15 protein-coding genes and 3 pseudogenes are annotated in these 17,372 nt (G+C 52.4%); 11 read left to right on the forward strand and 7 right to left on the reverse strand.

The features are described 5' to 3' along the window. The first annotated feature begins 2 nt into the window (after positions 1-2). Positions 3-1,472, forward strand: a complete 1,470-nt coding sequence (locus OA238_RS10280) for a carboxypeptidase M32 (RefSeq protein WP_015495111.1) — start codon at positions 3-5, stop codon at positions 1,470-1,472. A gap of 97 nt (positions 1,473-1,569) precedes the next feature. On the opposite strand, the gene OA238_RS10285 is transcribed toward OA238_RS10280, so the two are convergent. Then, on the reverse strand, positions 1,570-2,385 hold the full coding sequence (locus OA238_RS10285) for an enoyl-CoA hydratase (protein ID WP_015495112.1): 816 nt from the start codon (positions 2,383-2,385) through the stop codon (positions 1,570-1,572). A gap of 38 nt (positions 2,386-2,423) precedes the next feature. Here OA238_RS10285 and OA238_RS10290 point away from each other — a divergent pair, with 38 nt between their 5' ends. The 7 genes from OA238_RS10290 (at position 2,424) to OA238_RS10320 (ending at position 8,139) form a co-directional block, all read left to right on the forward strand. Further along, positions 2,424-2,846 carry a PaaI family thioesterase gene (locus OA238_RS10290; protein ID WP_015495113.1) on the forward strand — a complete coding sequence of 141 codons (423 nt, stop codon included), beginning with the start codon at positions 2,424-2,426 and terminating at the stop codon, positions 2,844-2,846. A gap of 166 nt (positions 2,847-3,012) precedes the next feature. Beyond that, a complete protein-coding gene (gene rplM / locus OA238_RS10295; RefSeq protein WP_015495114.1) occupies positions 3,013-3,474 on the forward strand; it encodes a 50S ribosomal protein L13 in 462 nt (153 codons plus the stop codon). After that, positions 3,474-3,971, forward strand: coding sequence for a 30S ribosomal protein S9 (gene rpsI, locus OA238_RS10300; protein ID WP_015495115.1), 498 nt, complete (start codon positions 3,474-3,476; stop codon positions 3,969-3,971). The genes rplM and rpsI overlap by 1 nt, the downstream gene beginning before the upstream one ends. 298 nt (positions 3,972-4,269) lie before the next feature. Further along, positions 4,270-5,517, forward strand: a complete 1,248-nt coding sequence (locus OA238_RS10305) for an IS256-like element ISOan6 family transposase (protein WP_015494114.1) — start codon at positions 4,270-4,272, stop codon at positions 5,515-5,517. Positions 5,518-5,553: 36 nt separating this feature from the next. Next, positions 5,554-5,847 (forward strand): hypothetical protein, encoded by a 294-nt coding sequence (locus OA238_RS10310; RefSeq protein ID WP_144055880.1) that lies wholly within the window; start codon positions 5,554-5,556, stop codon positions 5,845-5,847. A gap of 46 nt (positions 5,848-5,893) precedes the next feature. Beyond that, on the forward strand, positions 5,894-7,024 hold the full coding sequence (locus tag OA238_RS10315; protein ID WP_015494934.1) for an ISAs1 family transposase: 1,131 nt from the start codon (positions 5,894-5,896) through the stop codon (positions 7,022-7,024). Continuing rightward, positions 7,021-8,139 carry a site-specific integrase gene (locus tag OA238_RS10320; RefSeq protein WP_015495116.1) on the forward strand — a complete coding sequence of 373 codons (1,119 nt, stop codon included), beginning with the start codon at positions 7,021-7,023 and terminating at the stop codon, positions 8,137-8,139. Before OA238_RS10315 ends, OA238_RS10320 begins: the two co-directional genes overlap by 4 nt. Positions 8,140-8,475: 336 nt before the next feature. Here the strand turns inward: OA238_RS10320 and OA238_RS10325 are convergent. After that, positions 8,476-9,723: pseudogene (locus OA238_RS10325) on the reverse strand (IS256-like element ISOan6 family transposase). Positions 9,724-9,956: 233 nt separating this feature from the next. Here OA238_RS10325 and OA238_RS10330 point away from each other — a divergent pair. From OA238_RS10330 to OA238_RS31675, 3 genes are all read left to right on the forward strand, one after another. Beyond that, positions 9,957-10,658 (forward strand): hypothetical protein, encoded by a 702-nt coding sequence (locus tag OA238_RS10330; RefSeq protein WP_015495117.1) that lies wholly within the window; start codon positions 9,957-9,959, stop codon positions 10,656-10,658. 286 nt (positions 10,659-10,944) lie between these two features. Next, a complete protein-coding gene (locus OA238_RS31670) occupies positions 10,945-11,307 on the forward strand; it encodes a hypothetical protein (RefSeq protein WP_015495118.1) in 363 nt (120 codons plus the stop codon). Then, positions 11,308-11,817, forward strand: coding sequence for a hypothetical protein (locus tag OA238_RS31675; protein WP_015495119.1), 510 nt, complete (start codon positions 11,308-11,310; stop codon positions 11,815-11,817). It begins immediately after the preceding gene. On the opposite strand, the pseudogene OA238_RS10335 reads toward OA238_RS31675, so the two are convergent. From OA238_RS10335 to OA238_RS10355, 5 genes and pseudogenes are all read right to left on the reverse strand, one after another. Continuing rightward, positions 11,789-12,634: pseudogene (locus OA238_RS10335) on the reverse strand (IS30 family transposase); the annotation flags it as partial. The gene OA238_RS31675 and the pseudogene OA238_RS10335 overlap by 29 nt on opposite strands. 38 nt (positions 12,635-12,672) lie before the next feature. Next, positions 12,673-14,165 (reverse strand): IS3 family transposase gene (locus OA238_RS10340; protein WP_085982719.1). Its coding sequence is split into 2 segments (ribosomal slippage): positions 12,673-13,715 and positions 13,715-14,165, totalling 1,494 coding nucleotides; the frame shifts between segments, so codons are not numbered across the junction. Positions 14,166-14,237: 72 nt separating this feature from the next. Next, positions 14,238-14,417, reverse strand: a pseudogene (locus OA238_RS30055) (helix-turn-helix domain-containing protein); the annotation flags it as partial. Between the two features lie 83 nt (positions 14,418-14,500). Next, positions 14,501-15,598 (reverse strand): DNA cytosine methyltransferase, encoded by a 1,098-nt coding sequence (locus tag OA238_RS10350; RefSeq protein WP_015495121.1) that lies wholly within the window; start codon positions 15,596-15,598, stop codon positions 14,501-14,503. Positions 15,599-15,696: 98 nt separating this feature from the next. Then, positions 15,697-16,719 carry an IS30 family transposase gene (locus OA238_RS10355; RefSeq protein ID WP_015494242.1) on the reverse strand — a complete coding sequence of 341 codons (1,023 nt, stop codon included), beginning with the start codon at positions 16,717-16,719 and terminating at the stop codon, positions 15,697-15,699. Positions 16,720-17,372 lie beyond the last annotated feature (653 nt).

The following is a 17,372-nucleotide window of genomic DNA, read 5'->3' on the forward strand; positions in this document are numbered from 1 at the left end:
CCATGTCAGCTTATCAAGATCTGATGGTATTCCAGCGTGAGACCGAAGCCCTGTCACAAGTGGCTGGTCGTCTGGGATGGGATCAAGAAACGATGATGCCCCGCGATTCCGCCCCCCAGCGCGGTGAGGAAATGGCCGCGATGGAGACGGTGTTACATGCGCGGCGCACCGACCCACAGGTGGCAGACTGGCTGGCCAAGGCAGAAACCAGCAGTGAGGTCGAAGTAGCACAGCTGCGCCATATCCGCCGATCATTCGAGCGTGCTAGCAAAGTTCCGGCCAAACTGGCCAGCGAAATTGCACGTGTCACGTCGCAAGCGCAGGGTAAATGGGCTGAGGCGCGTGAGGCTGATGATTTCAAGGCGTTTGCGCCAGTGTTGAAAGAAGTCGTATCGCTGAAACGCGAAGAGGGCGCCGCGCTGTCAGCGGGTGGCGATGTTTATGACGCGATGCTTGATGATTACGAAGCTGGGGCCACGGCGGCAGAATTGTCATCCATGTTTGACGCGTTGCGGCCACGTTTGGTGGCCTTGCGCGCGGCTGTGCTGGACGCACCTGCGCCTGCGGCTTTGTCAGGCAAATTCGATGAAGGTGCGCAGATGAAACTCAGCCGTCAGATCGCCAAGACATTCGGATATGATATGGCCAAGGGGCGGGTTGATAAGGCTGTGCATCCGTTTTCCAGCGGCTCGGGCCTTGATGTGCGGATAACGACGCGCACATCCGAAACCGATCCGTTCAATTGCCTGTATTCGACTATTCACGAGGTCGGTCATGCCGCCTATGAGCAGGGCATCAACCCCGATTATCTATTGACCCCATTGGGGCAGGGCGTGTCGATGGGAGTGCATGAAAGCCAAAGCCGCATATATGAAAACCAGATTGGGCGGGGCTGCGCGTTTACCGGCTGGTTGTATGGACAGATGCGCGACGCTTTCGGTGATTTTGGCATTGCCGATGAGGATGCGTTTTACGCGACAGTCAACCGTGTCCAAAACGGCTATATCCGCACGGAGGCAGACGAAGTGCAGTATAACCTCCACGTCTTGCTTCGCTTTGATCTGGAACGCGCCATTATAGCCCGTGATATCGAGGTCGACGATCTGGAAGCGGCTTGGAACGAACGGTTTAAGGCTGATTTCGGGTTTGCCGTCGACAAGGCAAGCAATGGTGTTTTGCAAGATGTACATTGGTCCGTCGGGCTATTTGGATACTTCCCGACCTACAGCTTGGGCAATGTTTATGCCGGTTGCCTGAACGAGGCGATGCGCGCGGCTGTTCCGGACGTCGATAGTGCCCTTGCGCGCGGTGACACATCCGATGCGACCCGTTGGTTGCGCGATAATGTTCAACAACACGGCGGACTCTATACCCCGCAGGAGGTCATTGAAAAAGCATGCGAATTTGCGCCATCGGAAGCGCCACTTTTGACTTACCTAGAAGATAAATTTGGTGGGATTTATGGGCTTTAGATGATTTGGGCGCGGCCCCGACCTGCGGTGTTCAATGGGCGCGAACCAATGGCGCAAGAAGGACGGCCGTAGAAATTTTTTTGAGACAGAGGCAGATCTAAGTGGACCAGTCTGGATCGCGCTTTTCAAGGAAGGCGTTGATCCCCTCGTTTGTTTGCGGATCTAGCATGTTTTCGATCATGCGCGCGCCTGTGTAGGCGTAGGCGTCAGCGGTGCTCATCTGGGCTTGTTCGTAGAAGGCCTGTTTGCCTGTTTTAACGGCGATAGGCAGCTTGTCGGCGATTGTTCGGGCGAGGGCGCGGGTCGCATTCGCCAATTCGTCGTCTGCAACGGATTTGTTAATCAGTCCCAGCTTCTGCGCCTCACCGGCGTCGATGAACCGTCCGGTCGTGAGCATTTCGAACGCCTGTTTGCGGGCTATGTTACGGGTGAGGGCTACCATCGGGGTTGAACAAAACAGCCCAATGTTGACGCCATTGACGCCGAATTTGCAACTGTGCGCGGCGACGGCCAGATCGCAAGTCGCGACCAACTGGCAGCCCGCAGCCGTAGCGATCCCTTGGACTTGGGCGATCACGGGCTGCGGCAGGGCTTGCACCGTTTGCATCATAGTAGCGCAGCGGTCGAACAAACCGCCAAAGCGCGCAGCACCCCCATCCGTATCTTGCCGTGCGGCCTGCATTTCACGCAGATCATGGCCAGCGCAAAACGCTTTGCCAGCACCGGACAAAATAACGACGCGGGTGTCTTGATCTTCCATCAGGCTGTCGAATTGCGATTGCAGGGCATCAATCATCGCGTCACTCAGCGCGTTTAGTCGCGCTGGTGCAGTCATTTCGATATGTGCGATCCCGTTCGCGTTGGTGCGGGTAAGGTGGGGCATCTTGTGTCTCGCATTGGGGGTAAAGCTCATATAGAACTTAAGTCTAGGTCGCGGATTGGAAAATTGCTATGGAAATGAAGATGGATGCTGTGGCGCTTCAGACGTTTCTTGAACGCGACTTCCCACAGGTCGTCGGCGACTTCGAGTTTGTTGAGGTTGCACCACCGTTTGTCACCATGGTTCTGCTCGCATCCAACAAGCATTTGCGCCCTGGTGGAACTGTGTCGGGCCCATCGATGTTCGGATTGGTAGATGTCTGCGCCTATTTTTGCATTTTGGCAGCACTGGGGCCAGTTGCCTTGGCCGTAACCACCAATTGTTCCATCGATTTCATGCGCAAACCTGCGGCAGGTCGATTGCTGTGCCGAATGGAGCTGCTGAAACTGGGCCGTACGCTGGCAGTCTGTGAAGGGCGGATCTTTGGCGAGACAGCGGCGGATAAAATTGTCGCGCGGGCGTCGCTGACCTATTCAATTCCACCAAATCACTAATCTGCATGGGGTAAAACGTTACCTTTTTATTAAGACATTGAAAAGGCTAAGTTTATTGCCACTCATGGCACTTGACCGCCCGTCAGACCCAGCTATAACCGCCCAATCAAATATCGGACCACCGCCAATCTATTTTGGGGTTGGTCCAAACACTTAGGAAACACCGATGAAAACCTTCTCTGCTACTCCGGCAGATATCGAGAAGAAATGGATCCTGGTTGACGCTGAAGGCGTTATTCTGGGCCGTCTTGCTTCCGTTATCGCCATGCGTCTTCGCGGCAAGCATAAGCCGTCTTTCACACCGCACATGGATATGGGCGACAACGTGATTGTCATCAACGCTGAAAAAATTCAGCTGACTGGTAACAAGCGTGATAAGCCAAACTACTGGCACACTGGCACAGTTGGCGGCATCAAATCCCGTACAACTGGTGAAATCCTTGAGGGCAAGCACCCCGAGCGTGTCGTCATGCAAGCTGTTAAGCGCATGCTGCCGGGCAACCGTTTGTCGCGCGTTCAGATGACACACTTGCGTGTGTTCGCTGGCGCAGAACACGGTATGGAAGCTCAAAAGCCCGAAGTTCTCGACGTTGCGTCGATGAACAAAAAGAACACGAGGACATCATAATGGCCGATCAAGTGAACTCCCTCGAAGAGCTGGGCCAAGTCGCAGACAGCATCGAAACTGTCGACGCACCACAAATCACAACGATTCAACGTGAAGTCGTCAAGGACGCACTGGGTCGTTCTTATGCCACAGGTAAGCGTAAAGATGCGGTCGCCCGCGTTTGGATCAAACCAGGTTCTGGCAAGGTCATCGTCAATGGTCGTGACCAAACAATCTACTTTGCACGCCCAGTTCTGCGCATGATCTTGTTGCAGCCGTTTGAAGTGTCCGGCGTTGCGGGTCAATTCGACGTCATGGCAACTGTCAAAGGCGGAGGCCTGTCCGGTCAAGCTGGTGCGGTCAAGCACGGCATTTCCAAGGCGCTGCAATTGTTCGACCCGTCCTTGCGCGCAGCATTGAAAGCCGCTGGTTTCATTACCCGCGACAGTCGTGTTGTTGAACGTAAGAAATACGGTAAAGCAAAAGCCCGTAAGAGCTTCCAGTTCTCTAAGCGTTAAGCTGGAACCTACAGCTAATTTACCTAAAGTATTGAAAAGGCGCAGTTTTTACTGCGCCTTTTCTTTTATGTATACATACAAATGTTTTACACCGTGCTCTAACATAGACAGAAAGCAATGCAGAACTTACACTTCATTTACACGTTTTAGGGTGTTTTGGAGGCAGTTTGGTTGAGCAAAAGCTACTTGAACAAGGAGCTATGACTGAATCTGGTGTTTGAATGGTTTGAAGGTTGGCGGCGTATCTGGTTGAATTGTTGTTGGAAGACAGCAGCCCAACCAAAGGAGATACACCACCATGGGAACTACTAACATTGTTGATTTTGCGCGTCGAGACGAGATGACGGACGCGTTGACGGAGTTGCTGAAAACGGGAGCACAACAATTGATCGCGACAGCAGTTGAGGCTGAGCTTGTCAGTTATTTGGCGCAATTTACCGGCTTACGCACCGATGCCGGTCACGCGGCAGTCGTGCGTAATGGACATCATCCTGCCCGCCCGTTTCAAACGGGCATTGGCCCTGTGAGCGTGCGCATTCCAAAGGTTCGGTCCAAGGACGGCACACCGGTGACATTCCGGTCTGCCCTGGTGCCGCCCTATGTGCGCCGCACGAAGACGCTGGAAGCGGCCTTGCCATGGCTTTACCTCAAAGGGATCTCCAGCGGCGAGATGGCTCCCGCCCTCAAGGTTCTTCTGGGCCCAGATGCCGTTGGCTTGTCGGCTAATACGGTTTCGCGTTTAAAACGCGATTGGGCCAATGAATACGAGGCTTGGAAAGGCGCTGAGTTAGATGACGAGCCCATCGTCTATATCTGGGCCGACGGCGTTCACAGCGGCCTTCGGGGCGAGGATGACAAGCTCTGTGCCCTTGTTATTATTGGGGTAACTGCCCGTGGCAAGAAGCGATTTCTGGCAATTGAGGATGGGGTGCGCGAGTCCACGCAGAGCTGGCGCGAGGTTCTGCTTAACCTCAAAAGCCGAGGCATGAATGCGCCCAAACTGGCCATCGGGGACGGTGCCATGGGGTTTTGGGCGGCCATGGACGAAGTCTATCCTGAGACCCGCCATCAACGCTGTTGGCAACACAAAACGATGAACGTGCTCAATTGTTTACCCAAGCTGTCTCAGCCAAAAGCCAAGGCCGCGCTGCACGACATCTGGCAGGCCGAGACCAAAGTCGATGCAGAAAAGGCGTTCGATCTGTTCATCAAAACCTACGAACCCAAATATCCCAAGGCCACACTATGCCTGCAAAAAGATCGTGAGGAACTCATGGCATTCTTCGACTTCCCGGCGCAGCATTGGCAAAGCATCCGCACTAGCAATCCAATTGAATCGGCCTTCGCTACGATCCGGCATCGTACCAAGCGTTCAAAGGGCTGCCTGTCACGCGATGGCATGCTGCACATGATGTTCAAACTGGGGCAATGTGCTGAGCAAAATTGGAGGAAGCTACGCGGCTTTGACTACCTCGCAAAAGTCATCACAGGCGTCACGTTCAAAGACGGAATCGAAACCACAAACCCCGACCAGATCACCGCATGACCAACAATACTCAAACACCAGATTTGACAATAACTCTTGAACAAGGTTGAGATGAAAAACGGGCAGATTTTGCTGTTTCATCGTGCTGCCAACAGCAAACGTCCAATCTATCACATGCGGATCCATGTACATGGAATGCGCGACATACACGGCAACAAATTCACGTACTGGCAATCGACAACAAACGAGAACGACTTGGAAGAAGCACAACGGATTGCTTTGGATAAGTTTGACGAGCTGCGCTTGCGTGTAAAAGACAACAGGCCAGTTGTTGAATTGTTATTTGCTGATCTCTACGCGCTTTGGCAGGGGAATCGCGTTTGGAACTGAGTGAGTAAAGGATTGCTCTTGCAGGTGATGGCGGGATGGATTCTGGATGGGTGGTTGTTCTCATCGGGTGCTCATCGCCATGCATATTTTTCTATCCGCCTTCGACGAAGTTCCTGATCCGCGCGCCAGTAACGTGCGCCACGACCTTGGTGAACTGCTCGTTATCGCCTTCGTGTCGGTCTTATGTGGATCGACCTCCTGCGCCGAGATGGCCGCATTTGGCCGTGCAAAAGAGAGCTTTTTCAGGAACTTCCTGAAACTCAAGCATGCCATTCCATCGCATGATACCTTCTCGGAGGTCTTCCGGATCATCGACCCGAAGGCACTCGATGCGGCCTTCAGTAAGGTACTTGCCGATGTGACCAAGCTCCTCAAAGACGGTGATATCATCGCGATTGACGGCAAAGCGTTACGGGGTGCGCGCGACCCGGGCGAAAGCGCACGGACCCGCATGATGGTCTCAGCCTATGCCTCGCGGCTGCGCCTGACGTTGGCGACAGTACCTGCCGATCGAGGCACAGAACTCAGCGCGGCCATAGAGGCGCTTGGGTTGATCGATCTGCGGGGCAAGGTGGTCACCGGTGATGCATTACATTGCAACCGCCGCACGGTTGCCGCAATCAACGCAGGCGGCGGTGATTGGTGCCTCGCCCTCAAGGGTAACCAGGAATCCCTGTTGTCTGACGCCCGTGGATGTTTCAGCAAGGGGCACAAAAGCGATCCAACAGCCGTTACGGAAAATACCGGCCATGGAAGAAAAGAAACCCGTAAGGCGGTCGTGGTATCGGCTAAGGCATTGGCAGAATACCACGAATTCCCTGGCCTCAAGGGGTTCGGTCGCATCGAGGCGACCAGAGAGACGGGCGGAAAGGTGACCTCAGAGACCCGCTACTTCGCGCTGTCTTGGGTTCCCACACCTGAGGTGCTGTTGGCCGCTGTCCGCGACCATTGGGCCATCGAAAATGCCCTTCATTGGCAGTTGGATGTGTCTTTCCGCGAGGACGCCGCACGCAATCGGAAAGACAACGGTCCCGGCAACATCGCCGTTCTACGTCGCCGCGCACTCGACGTCCTCCGGCGTGACACATCCAAGGGCTCTCTCTCCATAAAAATCAAACGTGCAGGCTGGGACACCACCTTCTTACGCAGCATTCTCAGTGACTTGGCAACAACATGAGCCAAACGCGATTGCCCTGCGCGCTTTGGTGGGACGAGAAGAAGCGGAGGCTGGTGGCGAGTTTTGCTGCGAAGGGCAGGACGGGGCAAACAGAGCGCATTGTTTGGTTTGAAAAGCAAAGCAAACGGTACTGGCTAGCTTATTTTGGCGACAAGAAGATAGGCGACATAAACCAAGCGTACGTGAATGGCTACTGGGCTTGGCGCATGGCTTACTGGACTATGGCCAGCGCAGCTGAAAAGAAAAAGCATCCAAACTACGCACTTAATCCCAGCAAGAAAACGTTGGACATGGAGCAGAGTGCGCTGCGTGAAATATTTGGTTGGGGCAACGCTCATAAGCATATTACCTATCAACCAATAATCGAAAATCCATTTGCGCGACAACGCATTGCTGCAACGCGCAGGCCGAGTTTTGACGAAGCGGAATGGCAGCAGTTGCGTGAGTACATGCAGCGTTGGGTTGTTGGACGGGGGGATGCAGACAAGCGGGTACATTCCAAGCATCTGTATCAACGCAAGCTTCTTCAAATCTATTTGCATTGGCTAGCGCTGACAGGAATGCGCACAGGTGAAGCTCTCAAACTCCGGCACAGAGATGTTTGGATCGGTAAGACTGAACAATATGAACAGCTAATGCTGCGCATCACAGTCCCAAAAGATACAAAAACTGGCTCACGAATCGTTTCGTCACAGCCCAGTTTGATAACTTGGTATGACGCGCTGATCGAGCTAACAGGCACCGATGCAGAAGCTGATTTGCTGTTTTGTGACGTGGAAGGAAAAGCAAACAAGGGCTTTTATAAATCTGTTCCCAAGCTGTTTAGGGAGGCTGGTGTGCTGTTGGACGACAACGGCGATAGACGTACTGCATACAGCTTGCGTCATTACTATGCCGAGCAGCGGTTGATTGAACTGGGCTTAAATGTACGTGCTTTTGACATTATTGCTACGAACATGGGCACTGGTCGGCAGTATTTGGAGGCGCATTATGTGCGCAAAGGCGTGATGCAGGATGAGGACGCGCTGGTTACGGCAGGGGGTACACGACGAACTACAATGGTAGATGAGGCTGAAGTGCGGGCTGCTAGCAGTGGTTTGGACGATTTTTATTAATGGTGTCGTACAGCGCGTAGTGGCGGCAACAAGTGCAACTGAAGCTGACCGGGCGCGCAGGAAGCTTGAGGCGATGCAGGCCGCTGCAAAACGCAGGCGCTAACTTCAAAGTTTGAAGTAACGCACATCGGTTAAAGCGCAGCGTAAAACACGTTTTGGACGGGGTTAGCAGTATTGGTGGGCAAAGGCGTTGGTTGGCGGCTTAGTGACGCTAGTTTTAGGCGTACGGCACAAGCACAACTGATAGATGGACAGGCGTGAGCAAGCTATGCGCTTTCATGCTTTCAAAAACGAAAGTGCGAGTTATTGTCAAATCTGGTGTTTGAGTATTGTTGGTCATGCGGTGATCTGGTCGGGGTTTGTGGTTTCGATTCCGTCTTTGAACGTGACGCCTGTGATGACTTTTGCGAGGTAGTCAAAGCCGCGTAGCTTCCTCCAATTTTGCTCAGCACATTGCCCCAGTTTGAACATCATGTGCAGCATGCCATCGCGTGACAGGCAGCCCTTTGAACGCTTGGTACGATGCCGGATCGTCGCGAAGGCCGATTCAATTGGATTGCTAGTGCGGATGCTTTGCCAATGCTGCGCCGGGAAGTCGAAGAATGCCATGAGTTCCTCACGATCTTTTTGCAGGCATAGTGTGGCCTTGGGGTATTTGGGTTCGTAGGTTTTGATGAACAGATCGAACGCCTTTTCTGCATCGACTTTGGTCTCGGCCTGCTAGATGTCGTGCAGCGCGGCCTTGGCTTTTGGCTGAGACAGCTTGGGTAAACAATTGAGCACGTTCATCGTTTTGTGTTGCCAACAGCGTTGATGGCGGGTCTCAGGATAGACTTCGTCCATGGCCGCCCAAAACCCCATGGCACCGTCCCCGATGGCCAGTTTGGGCGCATTCATGCCTCAGCTTTTGAGGTTAAGCAGAACCTCGCGCCAGCTCTGCGTGGACTCGCGCACCCCATCCTCAATTGCCAGAAATCGCTTCTTGCCACGGGCAGTTACCCCAATAATAACAAGGGCACAGAGCTTGTCATCCTCGCCCCGAAGGCCGCTGTGAACGCCGTCGGCCCAGATATAGACGATGGGCTCGTCATCTAACTCAGCGCCTTTCCAAGCCTCGTATTCATTGGCCCAATCGCGTTTTAAACGCGAAACCGTATTAGCCGACAAGCCAACGGCATCTGGGCCCAGAAGAACCTTGAGGGCGGGAGCCATCTCGCCGCTGGAGATCCCTTTGAGGTAAAGCCATGGCAAGGCCGCTTCCAGCGTCTTCGTGCGGCGCACATAGGGCGGCACCAGGGCAGACCGGAATGTCACCGGTGTGCCGTCCTTGGACCGAACCTTTGGAATGCGCACGCTCACAGGGCCAATGCCCGTTTGAAACGGGCGGGCCGGATGATGTCCATTACGCACGACTGCCGCGTGACCGGCATCGGTGCGTAAGCCGGTAAATTGCGCCAAATAACTGACAAGCTCAGCCTCAACTGCTGTCGCGATCAATTGTTGTGCTCCCGTTTTCAGCAACTCCGTCAACGCGTCCGTCATCTCGTCTCGACGCGCAAAATCAACAATGTTAGTAGTTCCCATGGTGGTGTATCTCCTTTGGTTGGGCTGCTGTCTTCCAACAACAATTCAACCAGATACGCCGCCAACCTTCAAACCACTCAAACACCAGATTCAGTCATAGCTCCGAAAGTGCAAGGCTAGGCTGCAAAAAAGAACTTTTCAGCAGGGCGCAGTATTCATGTCAGCACTCGACGGTATTCTTCAGTCATACAGAACAGCAGCCATGTCTATGTGTGCGGTTGGTTGAGTTAACAATGACAACTTTAGATATCAACAACGCCGTAAAAGCCATGCTTGATGATTTTAAAGGCTTGAACACGCACATAGGTTACGAGGGCACCGTCTTTGGTGGAGGGACTGAAGTTGAGCAGGAAGACTGGGATGAGCTGCTAGATGATACTTGGCCGTTCATAATGGGTGAAAAGCTTGACAGCAGCTTTACAGCTGAAGTTAGAAATTGGCATTCACATTCTGTTTGTTTAACGGGATTAAGCTTTGACCAGCCTCTCATATTTGAAGCTAAAGATGCAGAAACGGGATCGTTAAATTTTCCGGCAACAATCAAAGGTGGAGTTGGGGAGAGGTATTTGTTTAAAGCGTTGGGTGAGCGCTCGTTAACTGTAGAAGTTCCTCTGGCAGATGATTGGCTTAAGTTGGATGATGGAAAGACGCAGATATTTGCATTTTTCAAGATCGGATCAGTATCGATGGATTTTTTAACCGAAACTAAGGCGGAAATTGAAGAAATATTTGCCCTCTTAAAAAAACAAACGACTCGCTTTCAAAGTCAATTAACGATCAGTCAACTTTCGCAAAGCCATCAAAATTTTCATAAGCTCACTGGGTTGGACACTGACAAGTTTTACAAGCCGTTTGTGGAAAAAGCTTTATTTTTGAAAAGAGCGTCGATACAACTAATAAGCTTACAGCACACAGCGCACAACAACGGTAGGTGATGCTGAAGTGCGGGCTGCTTATGCGGGCTTGGACGATTAGGCTTACATCAAAGTTTGATGTAGTGGGAGCGTACAGCGCTTAGTGGCGGGGCTACGGTGTGTGAACGACGGTTTTATGTCAGTCGCAACTGACCGGACCATTTGTGCGCTTCTGAGTCATGATATTATAGATTTAAGCTTTGCTTAGCCTCAGAAAACGGTTGCAGTAGTCTGCATCGCAATAACATACGTGACTCAAATACTAGTGCATGATAGATAATCTAAAATAGACATTATGTAGGTTTTCATGACACTTCCCGTTATAACACGCGATCCTCTTTGGGCTGAATTAGAGGCTATTCGTTTGATGCTTAGTACATTTCGGGACGGTAGTGGTGCCGAACGCGATCCTGATGGGCATACACGTCCGAACTGGCGGCAAATTGAACGAGTATTCTCAGAATTGTTTACGGGTGATCCTCCACCAGAAAGTAAGAGTATCTTTGACTTAGTTGCGCTGTCTCTAGATGATTCCTCAATTGCCTATGGGATATCAGTTAAGTCGAAACAACTTTCCCGGCGTAATTTTGATGGATTGGTTAATGGCGAGCGTGTTTATATGGAAATCGCAAACTCACCCGCCAAAATGTTCGATGCTCTAGATGCTTAGTTGGGATTTACCGAAGCTAATTTTCGAAATAAAGAACAGCCTTCGGCAGTTGGTGATTGTGTTCTTCAAACGATCCACAACTGGCATGTTGAAGGAAAAAAGATTTATGAAGAGGAAAACTCTCAGATAAAATTGGACCTGTCGTCGTCTACTTATTTATGTGTTTCCTATCGCCAACAGTGCGATCAGGATGTACGACAGTATCAAATTCATTCATTTCCTCTTGTATTCCCTAAAGTTGATCGATGGATTTACTCTGGCCGAGCATTAAGAGGTTACGTTTCCAAAGATCCTGGTAAAGTAATTTTTGATTGGTATGGTCTGTCAGGGGGGCAACTAAAATATTACCCAAGAGCAGTTGATGCTTTATTCTCGTCGCAAATTTTTGAGCTTGAAACACCTAAAAGGCTCGACACTTTTGACAGAGTGCATGACTACTGGCCTGATGACTCTAGGATGATCACTGAAGGACTTCTTGGATTCAAACATCAAGTGCAACGGTTGATTTGAAGGCCGCGATTTCGTCGGCCATGGCTTCAGCGGGTGTTCTCCAACCGAGAGTTTTTCTCGGGCGGTTGTTCATCAGGTTTGCAACGTCGTTCAGCCATGTTTGGCTTGCACCGTTCAGGTCAGTTCCTTTGGGCATGTACTGACGCAGCAGTCCGTTGGTGTTCTCGTTGCTGCCACGCTGCCAAGGCGCATGCGGATCGCAGAACCAGATATCGATCTTCAACCGTCTGGCGAGTTCGGGGTGGCAGGCCATTTCGGAGCCGCGGTCGTAGGTCATGCTCTTGCGCAAAGCAGCGGGTAGTCGTCTCATCTGGCGGGTGAAGCTGTCGAGCGCGGCCTCGGCCCCATTGCCGTCCATTTTGCAAAGAATGACAAAGCGTGTCTTGCGCTCGACCAAGGTCCCCACTGACGAGCGATTGAATGCGCCCTTGATGAGGTCGCCCTCCCAATGGCCTGGTACCAGTCGCGCTTCGATCTCTTCAGGGCGATTGATAATGCGCAATGATTCCGGGACCATAGCACTGCCCGCCGCTGTCCTGCGCTTGAGCCCACGCTTAGGCTTCGCTTGACGCAACGCCTCGATCATCGCCGCCTTCAGCCCACCACGTGGCTGCGCGTAAATCGCGGCATAGATGGTCTCATGGCTCACATGGGCGGATGGATCATCAGGCTTCATGAGACGCAGTCTCTGCGCAATCTGCTCAGGCGACCAGTGCAGATGTACGAGCTTGCCATGAACAAAACGATAAAGATCGCTCCCCTCCACAAGCTTGCGCTCGCGGCGGCAGCGCGCACGCCGGGCATCATAGGCCTGCCGGAACGTGTCAACGACTTTGAGACAGTGGCTTTTGGACTTTAGGCTTGGGTTTCTTCGGTTGGTTTTGGTGGGTTGATCCAGACGGCGGTCGGGATTTGAGGCGGTTTTGGTGGTTTGTGTACGAAGCGTTCGGGCGTGGCGAGGAATGCCGCGTCTAGTGTTGCTTGTCGCGCGGTGTAGATTTCTTGGGCCTGCCCAAAATGGATTTGGTCGGGCGTCATCAGACCAATCCCGGCGTGATGATGGTCTTGGTTATACCATGCAAAGAACCTGCGGCAGAATGCGCGAGCCTGCTCGATGGTTTCAAAGTTCTTGGGGAACTCTGGCTGATATTTCAGTGTTTTGAAGTGGGCTTCGGAGAACGGGTTGTCGTTGGAGGTGTGGGGCCGACTGTGGGACTTGAGCACACCAAGATCAACCAGCATCAGGGCTGTCGTCTTTGCCTTCATGGGCCCACCGCGATCTGCATGCAATGTCAGCTGATCGCGTGGAACCTCGTGTTTTTCCATCGCGTCGATGAACAGCTCTTTGAACTGGCTGGCGCTCTCCGCGTGCTCGACGCGCCAGCCAACAACGCGGCGGCTGAAGATGTCGAGGATGACATAGAGATAGAAGTAGGACCATTTCACCGGGCCCCTCAGCTTGGTGATGTCCCAAGACCAGACCTGATTGGGGGCTTCAGCTAGAAGTTCAGGCTTTTGATAGACGGGATGTGTGCGCTGTCGGCGGCGTTCGCCAACTTCGCCCTGCGCGGCCAATATCCGATACATCGTGCGGATTGAACACAGATAGGTGCCTTCATCCAGCAAGGTGGCAAAGACCTCTGTGGGCGTCTGATCCGCAAAGCGGGGTTCGCGCAGGTGGTGCAATACCTGGTCTCTTTCCCTTTCCGGCAGAGCCCGCGAAGACGCTGCGCGCGGTGGGCGTGTGCGTGGTGGTGCCGTCAGCGCCGCACGCTGTCGAAGAACGCTCGCGCGCGATAATGATAGCGCGGCGCAGACAGCCGAGGTCAAGCCGCTGCCGGTGGGCAATGCAATCGCGACGGCCATCATGATTTGCCGCTGCGCTCTTGCGTCTGCTCCATCTCGTCCAGAAGTCCCGCCACTTTTTTTTGGATGGCAATGATGGCTTCCGCCTGATCCAGACGGCGCCGCAAGGCTGTCACCTCACGGTTGGCCTTGGCCAGCTCAGCTTGCAATGGATTGGCAGGTGCCTTTTGTGGGCCACGGCGCATTGGCTGCAATGCACCCAATGTGCCGGCCGCCCGCGCACGGCGCCAATCGGTCAGTGCAGAGGAATAAAGCCCCTCCCGCCGTAGAATGGCGGAAACCCCGCCAGTGTCTGCCACTTGGTCCGTCTCATCCAGAATGCGCAGTTTGTATTTGGCTGTGAAGTTGCGTCGCTTCGGGATGCTCGTCAGTTCCGCTGTGGGAGCCAACGGCGCATTAACAACGCGGGGAGGCGACGTCGGGGCCAAAACGGCTCCAGATCCAGCATCTGGCGAAAGTGGTGATTGTGAAGGCATAACCATGGTTCTTCTCCTACGCCCTCAAGTGTAAACTTTAGCCAGTCAATTGTCTCACGCTTATTGGCACGGAGGGTGCCGCGCCGCTTGCGGGCAATAGCTGCCGTCTTCCTGCCGACCTCGCGCCAGCTCACGGCAGATCGTGCTCGCCGGGCGATGCAAAAGCTGGCCGATCAACCGCTGACTGCTGCCCCTATTATGCTCGGCTAATATCACGCCACGGTCCTCGCTGCTGAGGTGCTTGCTTCGTATGTCCATCACAACATCCTATGCCCAAAGGGCTCTGAGTGTTGCATTTGAAACTTGAGCCTAAGCTTCATCATGAAATGGTGAAACGAAACCTAAAGTAGCTTTAGCTGGCTATCCTTTTTCTGTACTCCGTCTGTTGGCGCGTAGTCTTTTAGTCCTTGCTCTGATTTTAACCAGTGTGCGATTACCTCAATTAATTTAGGAGGTACCGCGTTACCTATCTGTTCAAATTTTCGCATAAGATCGCCTGCCGGTTCAAATCCTCTGGGAAAAGTCTGGATGCAAGCGGCTTCGCGCCATGAAAGACGCCTTGCTTCTTCGAGCTTAAACATTTCCGGCTCGTGATCTAGGTGCTCAAAATGGTCAGTAAAGTCCCATCGTTGCTTAAATCCATCAGCTAGGTTAGACCATGTTAGCTTCATAGTAGGTGATGCTGGGTGCAGCGTTGTATGCCTGAAGTTTGCAACCACCGTGTAAGACGGACGATTCCACTCAGCTTTTCGATTTCGAGACATATAATACCAAGAAAAGTGACCTTCCGGATCATGCGGTCTCTCGTAAAATTCTCCACTGGGCCACTTAGGCAAGTGCTTAATTACTTCTCCATGGGAAGTATGGGGCAGTAAACCGGTTTTCTTTACATCTTCTAACTTGCAATGCGTTTCAGTTGGGAAATGAAAGTAACCCCCTAAGTCTCGACGCACACCAATAACAAATAAGCGCTTTCTTCGTTGAGGGACGCCGTAGTCCTGTGAATTAATAATCTTGAAGCTCGTATTGTATCCGTGATTTCCTATATCTTCAAAAACATCTATCTGTTGTTTTAGCCATTGACCATTCTGTACTGATTTTAGCCCTGATACATTCTCGGCAATAAAGAACTTTGGATTGCTTGCTTCAACAGCACGAGCAAATTCTTTAAATAAATAGGTGCGCGGGTCATTTTCAGGTTTTCTATTTCCTCCCATTGAGAATGATTGGCATGGATATCCACCAACTACTAGATCAGTACTTGGAAAATTGCTAATTTCTCTTATGTCGCCATGGATGAAATCTGTGTCTTTAAAATATTTACGATGGGTTTCCGCAGCGTATTTCATTACATCATTTGCAAAAACCACGTCACAACCAGCGGCCTTTATTCCAAAGTCCATGCCGCCACATCCAGAAAATAATGATATAGTCTTCATACTTCGCTCTCGACACTCAAAATTACTGCAACGTCTTTTTCGCTAAGCATTTTACATCCGCCCTGCATATACGCGCCCCAATTCTTATCTGCTTGGATTCAAACATCAAGTGCAACGGTTGATTTGAAGGCCGCGATTTCGTCGGCCATGGCTTCAGCGGGTGTTCTCCAACCGAGAGTTTTTCTCGGACGGTTGTTCATCAGGTTTGCAACGTCGTTCAGCCATGTTTGGCTTGCACCGTTCAGGTCAGTTCCTTTGGGCATGTACTGACGCAGCAGTCCGTTGGTGTTCTCGTTGCTGCCACGCTGCCAAGGCGCATGCGGATCGCAGAACCAGATATCGATCTTCAACCGTCTGGCGAGTTCGGGGTGGCAGGCCATTTCGGAGCCGCGGTCGTAGGTCATGCTCTTGCGCAAAGCAGCGGGTAGTCGTCTCATCTGGCGGGTGAAGCTGTCGAGCGCGGCCTCGGCCCCATTGCCGTCCATTTTGCAAAGAATGACAAAGCGTGTCTTGCGCTCGACCAAGGTCCCCACTGACGAGCGATTGAATGCGCCCTTGATGAGGTCGCCCTCCCAATGGCCTGGTACCAGTCGCGCTTCGATCTCTTCAGGGCGGTTGATAATGCGCAATGATTCCGGGACCATAGCACTGCCCGCCGCTGTCCTGCGCTTGAGCCCACGCTTAGGCTTCGCTTGACGCAACGCCTCGATCATCGCCGCCTTCAGCCCACCACGTGGCTGCGCGTAAATCGCGGCATAGATGGTCTCATGGCTCACATGGGCGGATGGATCATCAGGCTTCATGAGACGCAGTCTCTGCGCAATCTGCTCAGGCGACCAGTGCAGATGTACGAGCTTGCCATGAACGAAACGATTAAGATCGCTCCCCTCCACAAGCTTGCGCTTGCGGCGGCAGCGCGCACGCCGGGCATCATAGGCCTGCCGCGCCGCTTGCGGGCAATAGCTGCCGTCTTCCTGCCGACCTCGCGCCAGCTCACGGCAGATCGTGCTCGCCGGGCGATGCAAAAGCTGGCCGATCAACCGCTGACTGCTGCCCCTATTATGCTCGGCTAATATCACGCCACGGTCCTCGCTGCTGAGGTGCTTGCTTCGTATGTCCATCACAACATCCTATGCCCAAAGGGCTCTGAGTGTTGCATTTGAAACTTGAGCCTAAGCTGTGTATTTGGTGATTTCCAATTTCTTCAGGAGTGGTCTGAGCGAGATCGGTTTATGAAACCAGTTCACAGTTTCAAAATTTATTACCCTGTCAGGACTGTCAACTAGTAGTTCTTCGATTTCAAACAAATCTGATCGTCGACCTCTTTCGACACTGTGCACGCGGGCAGAGGCAACAACACACTGACTGATTTTTTTCCCGCCTGCAGTATAGATCAAGCAATAGTCGCCATGTAATATTTTCGTAGCGAATGATGTCCGCCTGTAAAGAGGCCAGACTTTTCGTTTCAGGCGTTCACTTGCGATTGCGTAAGAGGCAGTAACAGCATCATTAACATCGTACGTATCAGATGAAACGAGGAGGTAGTTTTTCATAAAGTGACCTTTTTCTCAATATAATGTGCCCGCTTGTGGGCCGCAACCTATATATTGAACTTTAGTGTGTCTTATTTGCCCCTGCTATAGATTGCTCCCAGCCTTGTCGATAGGTGAACCTCGGCGTGTGATGCTGCAGAAATTCTGTTGTTAATCTGGGCGGTCTACAATTTTTTAAATTGTTTAAGTAGATATGTGTAGCTCAACACCTTTGAGATGGG

Origin of the sequence: Octadecabacter arcticus 238 (assembly GCF_000155735.2) — a bacterium.
In the GTDB taxonomy this organism is placed as follows: domain Bacteria; phylum Pseudomonadota; class Alphaproteobacteria; order Rhodobacterales; family Rhodobacteraceae; genus Octadecabacter; species Octadecabacter arcticus.

Excerpts from the sequence above, each read along its gene's own strand:
- OA238_RS10280 (WP_015495111.1), top strand. The coding sequence starts at position 3 with ATGTCAGCTTATCAAGATCTGATGGTATTCCAGCGTGAGACCGAAGCC.
- OA238_RS10285 (WP_015495112.1), bottom strand. The coding sequence starts at position 2,385 with ATGAGCTTTACCCCCAATGCGAGACACAAGATGCCCCACCTTACCCGC.
- OA238_RS10290 (WP_015495113.1), top strand. The coding sequence starts at position 2,424 with ATGGAAATGAAGATGGATGCTGTGGCGCTTCAGACGTTTCTTGAACGC.
- rplM (WP_015495114.1), top strand. The coding sequence starts at position 3,013 with ATGAAAACCTTCTCTGCTACTCCGGCAGATATCGAGAAGAAATGGATC.
- rpsI (WP_015495115.1), top strand. The coding sequence starts at position 3,474 with ATGGCCGATCAAGTGAACTCCCTCGAAGAGCTGGGCCAAGTCGCAGAC.
- OA238_RS10305 (WP_015494114.1), top strand. The coding sequence starts at position 4,270 with ATGGGAACTACTAACATTGTTGATTTTGCGCGTCGAGACGAGATGACG.
- OA238_RS10315 (WP_015494934.1), top strand. The coding sequence starts at position 5,894 with ATGGGTGGTTGTTCTCATCGGGTGCTCATCGCCATGCATATTTTTCTA.
- OA238_RS10320 (WP_015495116.1), top strand. The coding sequence starts at position 7,021 with ATGAGCCAAACGCGATTGCCCTGCGCGCTTTGGTGGGACGAGAAGAAG.
- OA238_RS10330 (WP_015495117.1), top strand. The coding sequence starts at position 9,957 with ATGACAACTTTAGATATCAACAACGCCGTAAAAGCCATGCTTGATGAT.
- OA238_RS31670 (WP_015495118.1), top strand. The coding sequence starts at position 10,945 with ATGACACTTCCCGTTATAACACGCGATCCTCTTTGGGCTGAATTAGAG.
- OA238_RS10350 (WP_015495121.1), bottom strand. The coding sequence starts at position 15,598 with ATGAAGACTATATCATTATTTTCTGGATGTGGCGGCATGGACTTTGGA.
- OA238_RS10355 (WP_015494242.1), bottom strand. The coding sequence starts at position 16,719 with ATGGACATACGAAGCAAGCACCTCAGCAGCGAGGACCGTGGCGTGATA.